Annotated in this window: 18 protein-coding genes; 8 read left to right on the forward strand and 10 right to left on the reverse strand. The window is 72.9% G+C overall.

The genetic code is table 11. From position 1 onward, the window contains the following. Positions 1 to 4: 4 nt before the first annotated feature. The 5 genes from ABZ193_RS25090 to ABZ193_RS25110 form a co-directional block, all read right to left on the reverse strand. A complete protein-coding gene (locus ABZ193_RS25090) occupies positions 5 to 1,276 on the reverse strand; it encodes a glycosyltransferase 87 family protein (protein WP_354711672.1) in 1,272 nt (423 codons plus the stop codon). A 94-nt stretch (positions 1,277 to 1,370) separates the two neighbouring features. Continuing rightward, positions 1,371 to 2,279: a DJ-1/PfpI family protein gene (locus ABZ193_RS25095; protein ID WP_237338028.1), complete on the reverse strand. Its 909-nt coding sequence runs from the start codon at positions 2,277 to 2,279 to the stop codon at positions 1,371 to 1,373. Between the two features lie 7 nt (positions 2,280 to 2,286). Next, the gene (locus tag ABZ193_RS25100; protein WP_020416153.1) at positions 2,287 to 2,880 is read right to left on the reverse strand and encodes an isochorismatase family protein; all 594 of its coding nucleotides are present in this window, start codon (positions 2,878 to 2,880) and stop codon (positions 2,287 to 2,289) included. Between the two features lie 69 nt (positions 2,881 to 2,949). After that, positions 2,950 to 3,138, reverse strand: coding sequence for a hypothetical protein (locus ABZ193_RS25105; RefSeq protein ID WP_020416152.1), 189 nt, complete (start codon positions 3,136 to 3,138; stop codon positions 2,950 to 2,952). A gap of 61 nt (positions 3,139 to 3,199) precedes the next feature. After that, the gene (locus tag ABZ193_RS25110) at positions 3,200 to 3,991 is read right to left on the reverse strand and encodes an acyl-CoA thioesterase domain-containing protein (RefSeq protein WP_237338027.1); all 792 of its coding nucleotides are present in this window, start codon (positions 3,989 to 3,991) and stop codon (positions 3,200 to 3,202) included. A 107-nt stretch (positions 3,992 to 4,098) separates the two neighbouring features. Between ABZ193_RS25110 and ABZ193_RS25115 the strand changes: the two genes are divergently transcribed. From ABZ193_RS25115 to ABZ193_RS25125, 3 genes are all read left to right on the forward strand, one after another. Next, positions 4,099 to 4,611: a hypothetical protein gene (locus ABZ193_RS25115; RefSeq protein ID WP_237338026.1), complete on the forward strand. Its 513-nt coding sequence runs from the start codon at positions 4,099 to 4,101 to the stop codon at positions 4,609 to 4,611. 86 nt (positions 4,612 to 4,697) lie between these two features. Then, on the forward strand, positions 4,698 to 5,276 hold the full coding sequence (locus tag ABZ193_RS25120; RefSeq protein WP_237338025.1) for a hypothetical protein: 579 nt from the start codon (positions 4,698 to 4,700) through the stop codon (positions 5,274 to 5,276). Between the two features lie 91 nt (positions 5,277 to 5,367). Continuing rightward, positions 5,368 to 5,814 carry a DoxX family protein gene (locus tag ABZ193_RS25125; protein WP_237338024.1) on the forward strand — a complete coding sequence of 149 codons (447 nt, stop codon included), beginning with the start codon at positions 5,368 to 5,370 and terminating at the stop codon, positions 5,812 to 5,814. Position 5,815: 1 nt separating this feature from the next. Here ABZ193_RS25125 and ABZ193_RS25130 read toward each other — a convergent pair whose 3' ends face one another. The 5 genes from ABZ193_RS25130 to ABZ193_RS25150 form a co-directional block, all read right to left on the reverse strand. Further along, a complete protein-coding gene (locus tag ABZ193_RS25130; RefSeq protein WP_237338023.1) occupies positions 5,816 to 6,682 on the reverse strand; it encodes a DMT family transporter in 867 nt (288 codons plus the stop codon). A gap of 700 nt (positions 6,683 to 7,382) precedes the next feature. Then, positions 7,383 to 8,084, reverse strand: a complete 702-nt coding sequence (locus ABZ193_RS25135) for a DUF5684 domain-containing protein (RefSeq protein ID WP_354711673.1) — start codon at positions 8,082 to 8,084, stop codon at positions 7,383 to 7,385. A gap of 88 nt (positions 8,085 to 8,172) precedes the next feature. After that, a complete protein-coding gene (locus tag ABZ193_RS25140; RefSeq protein ID WP_237338021.1) occupies positions 8,173 to 9,159 on the reverse strand; it encodes a PHP domain-containing protein in 987 nt (328 codons plus the stop codon). A gap of 37 nt (positions 9,160 to 9,196) precedes the next feature. After that, entirely contained in the window at positions 9,197 to 9,706 is a 510-nt protein-coding gene (locus tag ABZ193_RS25145; protein ID WP_020416144.1) for a DinB family protein, read from the reverse strand. Positions 9,707 to 9,721: 15 nt separating this feature from the next. After that, positions 9,722 to 11,134 (reverse strand): GAF domain-containing protein, encoded by a 1,413-nt coding sequence (locus ABZ193_RS25150; RefSeq protein WP_237338020.1) that lies wholly within the window; start codon positions 11,132 to 11,134, stop codon positions 9,722 to 9,724. A 175-nt stretch (positions 11,135 to 11,309) separates the two neighbouring features. Between ABZ193_RS25150 and ABZ193_RS25155 the strand changes: the two genes are divergently transcribed. The 5 genes from ABZ193_RS25155 to ABZ193_RS25175 all read left to right on the forward strand — a co-directional run bounded on the left by ABZ193_RS25155 (position 11,310) and on the right by ABZ193_RS25175 (position 14,824). Beyond that, on the forward strand, positions 11,310 to 12,323 hold the full coding sequence (locus ABZ193_RS25155; protein ID WP_237338019.1) for an amidohydrolase family protein: 1,014 nt from the start codon (positions 11,310 to 11,312) through the stop codon (positions 12,321 to 12,323). Next, positions 12,323 to 13,030 (forward strand): iron-sulfur cluster assembly protein, encoded by a 708-nt coding sequence (locus ABZ193_RS25160; RefSeq protein ID WP_027928816.1) that lies wholly within the window; start codon positions 12,323 to 12,325, stop codon positions 13,028 to 13,030. Before ABZ193_RS25155 ends, ABZ193_RS25160 begins: the two co-directional genes overlap by 1 nt. Then, positions 13,027 to 14,052: an NAD(P)-dependent alcohol dehydrogenase gene (locus ABZ193_RS25165; protein WP_354711674.1), complete on the forward strand. Its 1,026-nt coding sequence runs from the start codon at positions 13,027 to 13,029 to the stop codon at positions 14,050 to 14,052. The genes ABZ193_RS25160 and ABZ193_RS25165 overlap by 4 nt, the downstream gene beginning before the upstream one ends. Positions 14,053 to 14,110: 58 nt before the next feature. Next, positions 14,111 to 14,530 (forward strand): DUF5709 domain-containing protein, encoded by a 420-nt coding sequence (locus ABZ193_RS25170; RefSeq protein ID WP_020416139.1) that lies wholly within the window; start codon positions 14,111 to 14,113, stop codon positions 14,528 to 14,530. Positions 14,531 to 14,641: 111 nt separating this feature from the next. Next, entirely contained in the window at positions 14,642 to 14,824 is a 183-nt protein-coding gene (locus ABZ193_RS25175) for a DUF5709 domain-containing protein (protein WP_354711675.1), read from the forward strand. Positions 14,825 to 15,314 lie beyond the last annotated feature (490 nt).

The raw sequence follows: 15,314 nt of genomic DNA on the forward strand, positions 1-15,314 counted from the left end.
CGTCTCACCTCACCGTGTTGATCACGTCCTCGGACTCCCCGGACGCTACCGGGCGCGCGGTGCCGGTACCAGGGCCGCCGGTGTCGCCAGATCGGGACGGGCGAAACCGGCGGCCGTCTTGTTCAACGATTCCGGCCGGAGTGGAATTCCCGGCGTATAACGACCTATACAGCGCGACCATGGTCACCAGCACGTAGGACGAGCCGAGCAGGTGCTGCCACCACGTCCAGTGCATCTCGAGGTCGTGGGTCTGCGGCAGCCACGAGTGCGGCCCGACGGCGAAGACCAGCAGGACCGGGGTCCAGCGCGGGGCGCGGACGAGCACGGCCACGGCGGCGGGCAGGACCCAGACCCAGTGGTGCGACCAGCTCACTGGCGACGCGAGGAGCCCGCCGGCGGCGATGGCGAGCAGGGCGGTGACGTCGTCGCGGGCACGGCGCGCGGCGGCCGCGGCCAATGCCATCACCGCGGCGGCGAGCACGGCCCACAGCGGGGTGCTCGCGGGCAGCAGGCGGACCAGGACGGCCTGGATGTTCTGGTTGAAGGCGTAGGAGAGGCCGCCGATGCGTTCCGGGTCGAAGAGGGTGTGCAGCCAGTACTGCGCCGAGTCGCGGGGCGCGAGCAGCAGGGCGGCGAGCCCGCACGTGGCGAAGGACGCGACGGCGGTGGCGGCGGCCCGGTAGCGGCCGCGGAGGAGGAACAGCAGCACGAAGACGGCCGGGGTGAGCTTGATCGCCGCGGCCACGCCGACCAGGAGACCGCGGGGCCAGCGGGTGCGGGGGAGCAGGCAGTCGGCGGCGACCAGAGCCATCAGGATCAGGTTGATCTGCCCGAACCCGATGGTCTGCCGGGCCGGCTCGAACAGGGCCCACAGGACGGCCACCGACATGCCGAGGGCGTCCGCGGCGGCGCGGTCGGCGATCACGCGCCGGGCGGTGATCGTGGTGGTGACCGCGAGGGCGGCCGCGGACGCGAGGCTGATCGCGAACTTGGCCACGTGCCACGGCAGGAGCTCGACGGGCGCGAAGAGGATCGCGGCGAACGGCGGGTAGGTGAAGGGCAGCGGCATGCCCGGCACGAGAGCCGCGAAGCCCGGCTCGTACAGCGCGGTGCCGGTGCGCCAGGCGAAGCCGCCGGTGCGGTAGACGTGCAGGTCGAGGAAGCCCTGGAACAGCAGAACCCAGCCGACCGTGGTGAGGAGGAGGACCGCGGCGGCGGCACGGGTGATCCAGCGCAGGCGGGCGTGGGTGAGTCGTGCGTGGCCGAGCGCCGTCATCGTGTCCCCCAGTCACGACGCGGCCCCCTGCCACGTCCCCCAAGATCGCCATCTTGGCACCGGCACGCCGCCGCGGAGCCGGAGGTCCCCCGGTTCAGCGACCGGTGCGCGCGCGGAGCCGGCGCAGCATGCGGGCGTCCTCGAAACCCACGGCCCGCGCGGCGGCTTCCACCGTCGAGCCGTGGCCGATCAGGTGCTCGGCGCGTTCCAGCCGCAGCATCTGCTGGTACCGCAACGGGGTCAGCCCGGTCGCGCGGGTGAACAGGCGCGTCACCGTGCGCTCGCTGCAGCCCACCGCGGCCGCCAGTTCGGCCAGTTTCAGCGGGCCGGCGAACCGCGCGTCGATGAGGTCCTGGAGGCGGTGGACGGTGTCGTTGACGTGCGACCGGTGCCGCAGCATCGCGCTGGCCTGCTGCTCGTCGCCGTTGCGGCGCGCGTACACCACCATCGATCTGGCCACCCGCGCCGCCACCGCCGGGCCGTGCCGCGCAGCAACGAGGTGCAGGGCCAGGTCGATGCCGCTCGCGATCCCGGCCGACGTCACCACCCGGTCGTCGACCACGAACAACACGTCCCGCACCACCGTCGCCGCCGGGTAGCGCTCCGCGAGTTCGTCCTGCAGCTCGTGGTGCGTCGTGCAGCGGCGGCCGTCCAGCAGGCCCGCCCGGCCCAGCGCGTCGGCGCCCGAGCACACGCTCGCCACCGTGCCGCCCCGCTCGTGGTGCGCCCGCACCCACGCCAGCCCCGCCGCGCTGAGCGGCGCCGCCGTCAGTCGCGGCGACCGCCACCCCGGGACGACCACCAGATCGCCTGCGGACAGGTCCGGCCAGTCCCGCTCCGCCGTCACCGGCACGCCCTGCGCCGTCTCCACCGTCGCGCGCTCACCGAGGTAGGCCAGCACGTAGTCCAGCCCCAGGTCGCGGGCTGTCGAGAACACCTGCGCGGGCCCGGCGAGGTCCAGCAAGTGCAGGCGGGGGAGGAGCACGAAGGCCACACGGGTCACGATCCGGTCAGCCTACGCCCACTCCGGTCAGCTCGGCGACGCCGCGGATCGCGGCGAACCGTCCGGCCAGCGCGTACTCGGTGCGGGCGATGATCTCGTCCGTGCCGAGGGTGCGCGGATCGGCGAGGATCTCCTCCGGCGTGCGCCCGGCAGGGGCGTCCCGGTGCGGGATCGGGTCGGTGGTCGTCGCGTCGGTCACGAAGGTGACGTCGTAGCCCAGATCGGACGCCAGCCGGGCGGTCGTCTCGCAGCACTGCTCGGTGCGGATGCCGCAGACGGTGAGCCGCCGGATTCCACGCGACACCAGGATCTGCTGCAGGTTCGTGGTGGTGAAGGCGTTGTGCGCGGTCTTGGTGAGCAGCGGCTCGCCCTCGGCAGGCGTCAGCCCGTCCATCAGCCGGACGTGGCCGAGCGCGGGGTCGAACACCGTGCCGCTGCCGGGTTCGCTGTGCAGGACCCAGCACACGAGCCCGCCGCGTGCGCGCGTGTGCTCGGCGAGCAGGGCCGCCCGTTCCGCCACCGCGGGGTTCGCGGTGAGCCGCCAGCCCGGCCGCTGCCGGAACGACTCCTGAATGTCCACGACGACGAGTGCTTCGTTCATGCCGTCGAGTCTGCGGTTCCGGCGCCGGCGACGGCAGGCTGGATCAGGCCGGAGTCCGGACCGATCCGGTCACGAGCCGTTGCCGGTCTGGTCCTCCTCCTCGGTGCTCAGCGGCCGGGTGCGGGACGTGCCGCCGAAGCCGGGTGCGAGGTCGGCCGGGTTGGGCGTGTCGTTGTCGGCGTTCGGGCCGCCCTGCGGCGGATCGGACTCCGGGATCCCCGGCGCCGACTCCGGCTGGTTGTTCGCGTTGCCGTTCATGGGAGCCTCCCATCGGTGATCCGGTCGGGATTCCCGACGGTCGGCCGCCCAAACGGGACTGTCAGCCCTTGCGGCCCGGGTTCGCGACCGCCGTGGTGAGGCAGAACCCGATCGGCCCGGCGGTGTCGTGCAGGGTGCAGTGCCCGACGGCGATCCCGTCCTCGCTGAGGTGACCCGAGGACTCCAGTCCGATGGCGTCCGACAGCGGCAAGCGGCTCAGCGACAACGTGTAGTCGGCGTTGATGAAGTCCAGGCTCCCGGCGCTGGCGTGGGCGAGCGGGCTCGCGGTGTCGGCGGCCAGCGCGGCCCGCACGAACGGCGACAGCGCCTCGCCCTCGACCAGTTCCCGCGACTCACGCAGCCACGCCCGCCGCCGCCCGGTTCCGCGGCCCGTGCGCAGCGGCTGGTTGTGCTCGTCGAACCGCCAGATCGCCCAGCCCTGTTCCCGCGGCTCCCACAGTTCCTCGGGCGGCGGCGCGTCCCAGGCCGGGGTGGCCGGGACGGGCGCGGCGGGCTGCTCACCGCTGCGCAGCAACACCGCCGTCGCGCGGGCGACGAGCCCCGTCGCGCCGTGCACCAGGGCATCCGCGACCCGGATGCGGCGCCCGTGGCGCACGAGCGCGGTCTCGACGCGCACCGGGGCGAGCGGCGCGTTGCGGAACAGGTCCACGGTCAGCCTGCTGAAGTGCAGGCCCGGCGCGGCTTGTTCGCGTTCCAGCGCCCGCGCGGCGAGCCCGCCCAGCAGGCGGCCGTGGATCATCTCCGGGTTCCACCAGCTGCGCGCCACCGGAGCCGGGGCCAGCTCGTCGCCGTCGGCGGTGAAGAACGCCTGCTGCTGCTCGGTCTGGGCCACCGGGTGATCTTAGGCGTCGAACTCAGGTCCCGGATCGGTCACTTCCGCCACACCGGGCGGGAACTCCTGCTGTGATCGGAGCGGTCCCCCGCGAGATGGGTCGGCACATGACGTTTCCGCCTCCGCCCCCGTCCGGTCCGTTCCAGCGCCCGCGGCAGCCGCGCGGCGGCACGGCCATCACCGCCGGCGTCCTGGGGTGCCTTGGCGCCCTGTGGGCGATCGCGGCCGCGGTCACGAACCTCGCCGCGATCGACGAGACCGCCACCGGCGTGCAGTGGGTCCTCGGCATGCGCGGCATGGGCTACCTGGTCGAGTTCGTGCTGTTGCTGACCGGGGCGGTGCTGCTGTTCTCCCGGAAGGCCGCCGGGCGGTGGCTGCTGGTGGGCGGCAGCGCGCTGCACGTCGTCCAGACCCTCGTCGCCGGCGTCGGGTACGAGCTGGCCGACCTGGTCTACGTCGACAAGGCCGGGCCGTCCTACGTCCACGGCGACTTCGCGATCGTGTTCCTGCAGATCCTGCCCGCCGTCGTGACGCTGGTGATGGCGCTGGTCCCGGCGACCGCGCGGTGGTGCGCGCCGCGGCCCGGCCCGTACACCTGGGCGCCTCACTCGCAGTGGTGATCCGGGTCGCGAATCGGTCACTTCCGCCACGCGCGGGCGGCTCGTCTGTTTGGATCACGCCGGTCAAGTCCGATCGGAAGGTTCCCATGACGTACCCGCCCCAGCCGGGCCAGTACCCGGCCGCGCCCCCGCCCTACCCGGGCGAGCAGTACTCCGTCCAGCAGCCGCCCAGCGGTGGCACCGCGATCACCGCCGGGGTGCTCGCCGTCCTCGGCGCCCTGTGGGGCGTCGCCATCGGGATCGCCAACTTCGGCGTCCTCGACGACGTGGTCGAGGACCTCAAGTGGCTCGTGATCTTCCAGGGCACGGTGTACCTGATCGAGTTCGCCACCCTGCTGCCCGGCGCGATCCTGCTGTTCCTGCGCAAGTCCGCGGGCCGTTGGCTCGTCGCCGCGGGCAGCGCGCTGCACATCGTGCAGGGCCTCGTCGCGTTGATCGTGCTGTCCTCGGACGACCGGTTCAGCAGCGAATTCGACAGCGCGGCGGCGATCGGTGGCGGCGTCGGCGGTCTGCTGGCCGTGTTGTCGCCCGCGATCGCCACGCTGGTCCTCGCCCTGGTGCCGCTCACCGCGCGCTGGTGCGAGTGGGGCAAGCGCCCGCCGCAGCAGCCCGGCCCCTACCAGGCGCCGCCGCCGGGTTACGGCCCGCCGCCGCAGCAGTGGTGACCTCGCCGGAAAAATAATCGGGGCGAGTTGTCGATCCGGCCCGGGTTCCTTCGACGTGTTGATGACAGCAACTTCGGAGGAAGGATCGATCATGGCTCGCATTCCGGTTTCGCAGACCCAGCTCACCCCCGTCGTCCTGGGCGTCGTCCGCATAGTGGTCGGACTGTTGTTCGCCTTTCATGGCCTGCAGGGGTTCGGCGCGTTCGGCGGGATGGACGGACAGGGCGCCGGCGCGCCGCTCGGGGCGTGGCCGGCCTGGTGGGCGAGCGTCATCGAGCTGGGCGGCGGGGTGCTGGTGATGCTCGGCCTCGGCACCCGGGGCGCGGCGCTGATCTGCTCCGGCGCGATGGCCTACGCCTACTTCACCGTGCACCAGCCGCTGGCCCTGCTGCCGCTGCAGAACATGGGCGAGACCGCGGCGCTGTACGCGTGGGTGTTCCTGCTGATCGCGGTGGCCGGCCCGGGCCGGTTCGCGCTGAGCGGCCTGCTGCGGCGCCGCGCCGCCGAGCGGGTGGAGCGCGTCCCGGCCGGGGTGTGAGTCAGGCGGGCTGCGGGGCCGGGTCCTCGTCGCGCAGCAGCGGCGATCCGGCCAGCAGCACGGTGCACCCGGCCAGGCCGCCGGCGGCCACCAGTTCCAGCGCGATCCACGGCCCGCCGCGGACGTGCTCCCCGAACACCAGCAGGCCCCAGCCCAGCGCGACGAGCGGGTTGGCCAGGACGAGCCCGGGCTGGGCGGCGACGAGCCGCCCGGCCCGGAGTGCTGTCTGCAGCAGGAAGAACCCGGCCGGCCCGGCGACGAGCATCGCGTAGGTCTGCCAGGCTTTGAACAACCCCGGCACGCCGCCCGCCGTGAGCGCCGCGGTCACCCCGGCCATGAGGACCGCGGTGAACCCGAACCACAACCCCGCCGCCGCGCCGAGGAAGGCCGCGCTGTGGGTGGTCTCGTCCCGCTTGCCCGCCACGAACAGCACGGCCACACAGGTGATCGTCACGGCGCAGCCGAGCAGCCACTCCAGCGCCGAGACGCCGCGGGTGTCCCCACCGCCCGGGGCGAGCGCGAACAGCAGCAGCCCGACCGAGACGGCCATCCCGACCGCGGCGACCCAGTCCCGGATGCCGAGGCGGGTGCGGAAGACCAGCCCCGCCAGGACGAGCGTGACCGCCAGCTCGGACACCATGATCGGCTGGATGAGGACGATCGGCCCGGTCGCGAGCGCCGCCGCCTGCAACACGAGCCCGGTGAGCATGACGACGACCCCCGCGACCCACACCGGGGTCCGGACGAGCCCCTTGAGCGCGCCGACGTCCAGGTCGCTGCCCTGCTGCTTCCGCGCCCCGGCCCGCTGGAGAACGGCACCCGCGGCGTTCGCGACGGCGGCGAGCACGGCCAGCAGCACGGTCAGCACATCATCACGGTGACACGCGCGCGGATGACGCGCACGGCAGCGGGTGCGGGCAGGTGAGCTGCGCAGAGGGGCCGGGGATGGCTTGGGCGGGGGAGGCCGCCACAGGCGGCGGGCCGGGGGAGCGCGGAGGGGCGAGGGGTGGTGGGTTGGGATGGGTGGTGCTGTGGAGGCGGGGAGGGCGGAGGGGCAAGGGGCGGTGCCGCGGAGGCCGGCCGGGGGCGGTGGGCCGCGGGGCTGGATGGCGCGGGCGTGGAGGCGCCGGGCGCCGATGGTGGGTCGGGGCGGGGCGATAGGGGCGGAGCCGCTGGAGACGGTGGGCCGCGAGAGCGCAGATGGCAAGGGGCCGTGGGCCGAAGGGTGCGTTGGGCCGAGGGGCCGGAGGCCGAGGGCGCGGAGGCGCCAGGCGCTGATGGTGAGGGGGGTCATGGGGCGGTGCCGCGGAGGCCGCCGGAGGCGGCGGGCCGCGGAGGGCGTGCAGGGGAGCGTGAGGGTGCGGCGAGCCGCGCGAGCGCGGCGGGCCGAAGGGGCGGAGGCGAGGGGCCGGAAGGGGCGTGTGGCGTGCGCGGGCGGATGGGATAGCACCGGAGGAGGGTGGGGTGCGCGCGGGCGGATGGGATGGCGCCGGAGGAGCGTGTGGTGCGCGCGGGCGGATGGGACGACGCCGCAAGGGGGGCGAAGTCCGCGAGGCTGTGGGGCCGGGCTACCGCGGCGGCTGCTGCCCCGGGGACTGCGGGCCTGGGTACGGCTGCCCGGGATGCTGCTGACCCGGGTACTGCTGGCCGGAATGTTGCTGCCCGGGGTACTGGGGGCCGGGATGCTGCGGGCCGGAGTACTGCTGCCCGGAGTACTGCTGCCCGGGGTGCGGCTGCCCGGGGTACTGCTGCGGCGCGTACGGCTGCTGTCCCGGATACGGCCCCGCCGCTCCGGGGTACTGCTGCCCGGGACTCTGCTGGCCCGGGTAAGGCTGGCCGGGATACGCCTGTGGCCCGCGCGGACCGCCCGGCTGCGGACCCCCGGGATGCGGCTGCCCGCCCGCCGGGCCGAGGTAGCGCGCGCTGCCGAACCCCAGGATGGGCAGGAGGATGAACGGGAAGAACACCATCAGCACCCCGAACCCGGTGCCGCGGCCGAACGAGCGCGCCAGGTCGATGTAGACGATGAATAGCAGCACGACGTTGACCAGCGGGATCAGCATCAGCAGGATCCACCACCACGGCCGCCCGGCGACGCGCAGCAGCACGATCGTGTTGTAGATCGGGACGATCGCCGCCCAGCCGGGCTGGCCCGCCTTGCTGAACACGCGCCAGATGGCGGCGACCATCAGCACCGCGAACGCCAGGCTGCCCAGCGAGACCCCGATCGCGGCGCCGACGCTGAGTCCGCCCGTGTCGTAGCTGTTCACGTCAGGTTCCTCCCCATCGAATCCGCGCTCAGGGTAGCGGTTCCGATCACCGAACAGGCGTGAAAACGCCGGACGCGACCAGCGTCCGTCAGCCGCCCAGTTGCGCGGCGCTCAGCGTGTTCAGCACGCGCTCCGGCCCGATGCCCACGGCCTCCGCGCGCACCGTCCCGTTCCCCAGCCAGTCCAGCTGCCCGGGGGCGTGCGCGTCCGTGTCGATGGTGAACACGCACCCGATCCCGGCGGCCATCGCGAGCAGGTCGTCGGGCGGGTCCATGCGCTCCGGGCGGCAGTTGATCTCCACCGCGGTCCCGTTCTCGCGACACGCCTCGAACACCCGCTCGGCGTCGAACTCCGACTGGGGGCGCCCGCGGCCCATCACCATCCGCCCCGTGCAGTGCCCCAGCACATCCACCAGCGGGTTCCGCACCGCCGCCAGCATCCGCTCGGTCATCGGCTCCGACGGCATCCGCAGCTTCGAATGGACACTCGCCACCACCACGTCCAGCCGCTCCAGCAGGTCGTCCCGCTGGTCGAGCGAACCGTCCTCGAGGATGTCGACCTCGATGCCGGTCAGGATCCGGAACGGCGCGAGCTTCTCGTTCAGCTCCGCGACCACGTCGAGCTGCCGCAGCAACCGCTCGGCCGACAACCCGTTCGCCACCGTCAGCCGCGGGGAATGATCCGTCAGCGCGATCCACTCGTGCCCCAGCGCGCGCGCCGCCTCGGCCATCTCCTCGATCGGGCTGCCACCGTCCGACCAGTCCGAATGGGTGTGGCAGTCGCCCTTCAACGCGCCCCGCAACCCCGACCGGTCCGGCTCCGGGGCCTCCGCGAGCAGTTTCGCCAGGTAGTCCGGCTGCTCACCGGCGCACGCCTGCTCCACCACCTGCGCCGTCGCCGGACCGATGCCCGGCAGCGCCTTCAACGTGCCGAGCCGGACCCGCTCGGCCAGCTCGTCCGGCGGCAACCCAGCCACCACGGCCGCCGCGCGCCGGAACGCCCGCACCCGGTAGGTCGGCGCGCCCGCGCGCTCCAGCTCGAACGCGATCTGCCGCAATGCCTGTGCCGGGTCCACGACACCACACCTACCGCGCCGCGGCGCGGTTCGCACGTCAGGCGCCGGTGACCCCGTCGACGCCCTCGCGCAGGAAGTCCGCGTGCCCGTTGTGCCGGGCGTACTCGTGGATCATGTGCAGCATCACCGCGCGCAGCGACACGTCGGCGCCCCAGCGCGGCGAGTGCACGACCAGGTCGAGCGACCCGGCCGCCGCCTCGATGCGCCGCGCGTGCTCGACCTCGGCCTGCCACGCCGCGAACGCCTCCGACCGCGTCGACTCCCGCGCGTCGTAGGCCACCTGGAAGTCGCCCTCGTCCGACCACACCAGCGGCAGCTCGGTCTCCCCGTTGATCGTCCGCCGGAACCACGCGCGCTCGACCTCGGCCATGTGCCGCACCAGCCCGAGCAGCGACAGCGTCGACGGCGGCATCGACTGCTTGCGCAGGTCCGCATCGGACAGTCCGTCGCACTTCCAGGCCAGCGTGGCGCGGTGGTATTCGAGGTGGGCGCGCAGCAGTTCGCGTTCACCGCCGACGGTCGGGATCTCGGGACGTTCGGTGGGCATGACGCGGGAGCGTACCTACCGGCGCGGCACCTTGATCCCGTACTGGGCGATCTTGCGGTACACCGTGGCGCGGCTCATGCCCAGCATCGACGCCACCTGCGCGGCCGTCGTGCCCGGTTTGGTCAGGCAGCGCACGATTTCGTCGCGCTCCACGGCCTCCATCCGCGTCAGGCGGCGGCCGGGGCTGGTGAACACCTCCGGCGGCAGGTGCCGGGTGTCCACGACGTCGGCCCGCGCCACCGCCTCGCGCACCACCTGCCGCAGCTGCCGGACGTTGCCCGGCCACGGGTAGGCGGTCAGCGCCCGCGACGCGGCCGGGGTGAAGGTGACCGGGCGGCCGCGGCTCTCCCGCGCGAAGTGCCCGGCCAGCGGGAGGACGTCGTCCGGCCGGTACCGCAGCGCCGGCACCTCGACCACCGCGTCGACCAGGGCCCGCAGCGCGTCCGGCACGCCCGCGTGGTCCGCGGCCGTCATCACGAACCCGCCGCGCGCCCCGGCGAACAGCGCGGCCAGCTCCTCCGCCGCGTAGGCGGGCAGCGCGTCGGCGCCGGAGAGGATCACGCACGTGTCGGCCTTGCCCACCTCCGGCGTCCACAGCGCCAGCCACGACGCCGCGTCCTGCGGCGCGGGCGGCCGGGCGTTGAGGACGCGTTCCCGCGGGCGCACCGACCGGCGGGCCATCGACGCCAGCGCGGCCTTCCCGCTGCCCGGCTCGCCGGTCACGCACACCACGCGGCCGTGCTCCATTGCCGCGCGGGCCTCGGCGAGCGCGTCGGACCATACGGTCGACAGGTTCGCCGCGACGTCGGGCAGCCGGTCGGAGTAGACGCGGAACACCTCGCCACGCGGGCCCGGCGGCGCGAGGTGGCCGTGCGACCGGGCGAGCATCAGCGCCGCCGTGTTGCCAGCCGCGGCCTGGGCCAGCGCGAGCAGCAGCTCCTTCGACGACTTCGACCACGTGGTCAGGTTGACGCTGCCGATGAGCCGGTTCGTGCCCGGCTCCAGCACCGGCGCGGCGGCGCACGTGTAGCCCCACAGGCCCGTGCAGTAGTGCTCCTCGGCGGACACCAGCGACGGGGCGCGGTCGGCCAGCGCGAGGCCGAGCCCGTTGGTGCCGGCGTCGCGCTCCGCGTAGGAGAAGCCCGGCGCCAGGTGGACGCGGTCCAGCGAACGGAGGATGGTGCTGTCGTCGCACAGCCGGCTCAGCACCAGGCCGTCACTGTCGGTGAGCATCAGGCTGACCGGTTCGTTGGCCAGGGTGGTGTGCAGGCCGGAGAGCACCTCCTGGCCGCACTCGAAGAACAGCGAATCGTGGTCGACGGTGCCGGTGAACGCCGGCCGCACCGTCTCCGGTGACACCCCGTACTGCCTGCTGCGCTGCCAGGACGCGGCCAGCCGGGGCGGCAGGACCGCCCGCTGATCCACCATCGGCGACCTCCCGTCCGCATCGTTGCGTCTTCCGGCGAGGCTACCGCGCCGCGCCGGACAGGCAGGTCGTCCGACTGTCTCATATTGAGACGCCACGCGGGCCCGCCGCGGCGCCCGGCTACCTACCGTCACCGGTGCACGTGCCACGGTCGCCACGTCGGAAGGACCCGGACTGATGTACACCAAGGACGGCGAGAACTACTTCATCGTCGACGCCCACATCGCGCTGTGGGACGCCCGCCCGGAGAACCAGCGCAACATCCACGGCAAGCAGTTCATCGACTGCTTCTACGACTACCACCGCAACCTCAGCCCGGAGTCCGAGGTGTGGCCCTACGAGGACTACCTCTACCAGGGCGGCGCGCGGCTGATGAAGGACCTGTTCGAAGACGGCTACGTCGACCACGCCATCTTCCAGCCCGCCCACCTGGGCGCCTTCTACGAGCGCGGCTTCGGCCAGACCGAGGAGGCCTTCGCGCTCGCCCAGGCCCACCCGGACAAGCTGACCTACAACCACTTCTGGGACCCGCGCTTCGAGCAGGCCGGGCTGGACCAGCTGCGCCGCGACACGGAACGGTTCGGCCTCAAGGGCGTCAAGCTCTACACCGCCGAATGGCAGGGCGATTCCCGCGGATACAAACTGGACGATCCCTGGTCCTACAAGTACCTGGAAGCCGCGCAGGAACTGGGCATCCGCAACATCCACGTCCACAAGGGACCGACGATCCGGCCGCTGGACCGGGACGCCTTCGACGTCGCCGACATCGACAAGGTCGCCACCGACTTCCCCGACCTGAACTTCGTCGTCGAGCACTGCGGCCTGCCGCGGCTGGAGGACTTCTGCTGGATCGCCACGCAGGAGCCCAACGTCCACGCCGGACTCGCCGTCGCGATCCCGTTCATCCACACCCGGCCGCGGTACTTCGCGCAGATCATCGGCGAACTGCTGTACTGGCTGGACGAGAACCGCATCCAGTTCTCCAGCGACTACGCGCTCTGGACGCCGCGGTGGCTGGTCGAGCGGTTCGTCGACTTCCAGATCCCGGAGGACATGACCGAGTACGCACCGCTGACCACCGCGCAGAAGAAGAAGATCCTCGGGCTCAACGCGGCCGCGATGTACGACATCCCGGTCCCCGCCGAGCTGCAGCTCCCGCGTGAGGAGCCGCAGGCCGTGGCGGTGGCGTGATGGTCACCGAAGCACAGGCCCGCCGCGCGCTGGACACCGTGATCGACCCCGAGCTGGACGAACCCATCACCGACCTCGGGTTCGTGCGGTCCCTGGAGGTGTCCGGATCCGCCGTGACCGTGCACCTGCGGCTCCCGACGTCGTTCTGCTCGCCGAACTTCGCCTACCTGATGGCCTCCGACGCCAAGGACGCGTTGTCCGCGCTGCCGGGTGCCGGCGAGGTCGCGGTGTTCCTCGACGACCACCACGACTCGGACCTGATCAACCGCGGGCTGGCCGCCGATGCCGGCTACCGCGGCACCTTCGGGCACGAGGCCGAGGAGAGCCTGGCGGAGCTGCGCGCCACGTTCCGCCGCAAGGCGCACACCGCGGCGATGGAACGCGTGCTCACCGCGATGTTGCGGGCGGGCCTGCCCGAGGACGGGCTGCACGACGTCGTCCTCGGCGATCTGCCGCCCGGCCCGGCGACGACCGCGCTGCTGCGCCGCCGCGAGGCGCTCGGCCTGAGCACCGAGCCGTCGGCGTTCGCGCTCGTCGACGACGACGGCAACCGCTACCCGCGCGAGGAAGTGCCGCTGCGGCTGCGGTTCGCGCGGTCCATCCGCATTTCGATCGACGGCAACGCCCATTTCTGCCGCGGCCTGCTCCGGACGCGTTACCCGGAGTCGGCGGCGGACCAGTCACCCGTGAAGGAGAAGGTGTCGTGAAGGCAGTACAGGTCGTGGGCTACCACGAGAACCTGCGGATGACCGAGGTGCCGGAGCCGGAGGTCACCGGGCCCTGGGACGTCGTCGTGAAGATCGGCGGCGCCGGGGTGTGCCGCACCGACATCCACATCCTGGAAGGGCAGTGGGCGGAGAAGTCCGGCGTCACCCTGCCCTACACGATCGGCCACGAGAACGCCGGCTGGGTGCACGCCGTCGGCAGCGCGGTCACCAACGTCGCGGAGGGCGACAAGGTCATCGTGCACCCGCTGATCACCTGCGGGCTGTGCGCCGCGTGCCGGGAGGGCGACGACGTGCACTGCTCGGCGAGCGCGTTCCCGGGCATCGACACGCACGGCGGATACGCCGAGTACCTGAAGACCTCGGCACGCAGCGTGGTGCGCATCGACGACTCGCTGGAGCCGGCCGACGTCGCCGCGCTGGCCGACGCCGGGCTCACCGCCTACCACGCGGCGGCCAAGGCGGCGCGGCGGTTGCGGCCGGGGAACCGGTGCGTGGTGATCGGCGCGGGCGGGCTCGGGCACATCGGCATCCAGGTGCTCAAGGCGCTCACCGCGGCCGAGCTGATCGTGGTCGACCGCAACCCGGACGCGGTGAAGCTGGCCGTGTCGATCGGCGCGGACCACGGGGTCGTCGCCGAGGGGCGGCAGGTGGAGGAGGTGCTGGACCTGACCGGCGGCGCCGGGGCCGAGGTGGTGCTGGACTTCGTCGGCGAGGGCGGCGCGACGCGCGACGGGGTCGGGATGCTGCGCCGGGCAGGCGACTACCACGTGGTCGGGTACGGCGAGAACATCGACGTGCCGACGATCGACATCATCTCCACGGAGATCAACTTCATCGGCAACCTGGTCGGTTCCTACACCGACCTGTGCGAGCTGATGGTGCTCGCGGCGCAGGGCAAGGTGCGGCTGCACACCACGAAGTACCCGCTGGAGCGGTTCCAGGACGCGATCGACGACCTCGACGCGGGTCGCATCCGGGGCCGCGCGATCCTGACGCCCTGATGCCCGCGCTCCCGTTCGTGCGATGCTGTGCGCAGGCTTGCACGAACGGGAGCGCACCATGGACCGCGACGAGATCGACGACGACGTCTACGAGCAACTGGACGCGTCGGACACATTGGACACCAGGGGGCCGGACGACCCGCTGGACGAGGGCTACTCGGCGGCGGAACGGCCGTGGGCCTCGCAGGGCTGGGGCACGACGGCGCGCGAGGAGGCGACGGGCGAGGGGCTGTCCGAGCGCCTGGCGCGCGAGGTGGCCGAGTCCGAATCCGATGAGGGTGACGGCCTCGGCGACACGTACGACACGGACGGCGAACTGCTGGACGACGAGGTCGGCGACGCGCGGACCGGCCGGTTGATCGCGCTGGCCGACGGTGAGGCGGAGGTGGACCTCTACGCGCGCGACATCGGCGTCGACGGAGCCGGCGCGTCGGCCGAGGAGGCCGCGATGCACACGATCCGGATCGACGAGCGCTGAGCGACGCTTCGCCTGGGAGTCTGACCGGCACACGGGTTCTCCGGTCGGCCGGTCCAGGCGGGCAGTGGTCAGGCTGACGCAGGTGCGCGGCTCCGGCCGCGGTCGGAGCCCCTGGCAGGGCGCTCGACGCAGTCCGGCGACGGCAAGCGCGGTTCTACTCGGACCGGCCGGTTGATCGCGCTGGCCGACGGTGAGGCCGAGGTGGACCTCTACGCGCGCGACATCGGCGTCGACGGGGCCGGCGCGTCGGCCGAGGAGGCCGCGATGCACGCGATCCGGATCGACGAGCGCTGAACGACGCTCCGCCTGGGAGTCTGGCGGGCGCGTTCGGGGAGTTTCGCTCGGCGTTTGGCTGCCTAGGTCGGGTTGCGTGTGAAGGTCTGGCGGGCGCGTCCGGGGGGTTTCGCTCAGCCTTTCGGCTGCCGACGTCGGGTTCCGTGTGGGGGTCTGCCGGGTACGTCCGCGGGGTTTCGCTCAGCGTTTGGCTGCCGAGGCCGGGTTTCCGTGTGAAGGTCTGGTGGACGCGTCCGGGAGGTTCAGCTCAGCCTTTTGGCTGCCGTAGCCGGGTTGCGTGTGGGGGTTTGGCGGCCGCGTCCGGGAAGTCCCGCTCAGCGTTTGGCTGCCGAAGCCGGCGGCGGGCACGCGGGACCTCCGGCAGGCCGGTCCGGGCGGGCAGTCCTCAGGTTGACGCCCGCGCCGGGCGGCGGCGTCGGCGGGTCGTGACCGTAGCCTGGTCCACCACGGAGGCGTCGCGGTACTTGAGGATTCCTTCGACGCCGAGGAG

It is taken from the genome of Amycolatopsis sp. NPDC006125 (assembly GCF_040614195.1).
GTDB lineage: Bacteria > Actinomycetota > Actinomycetes > Mycobacteriales > Pseudonocardiaceae > Amycolatopsis_E > Amycolatopsis_E tucumanensis.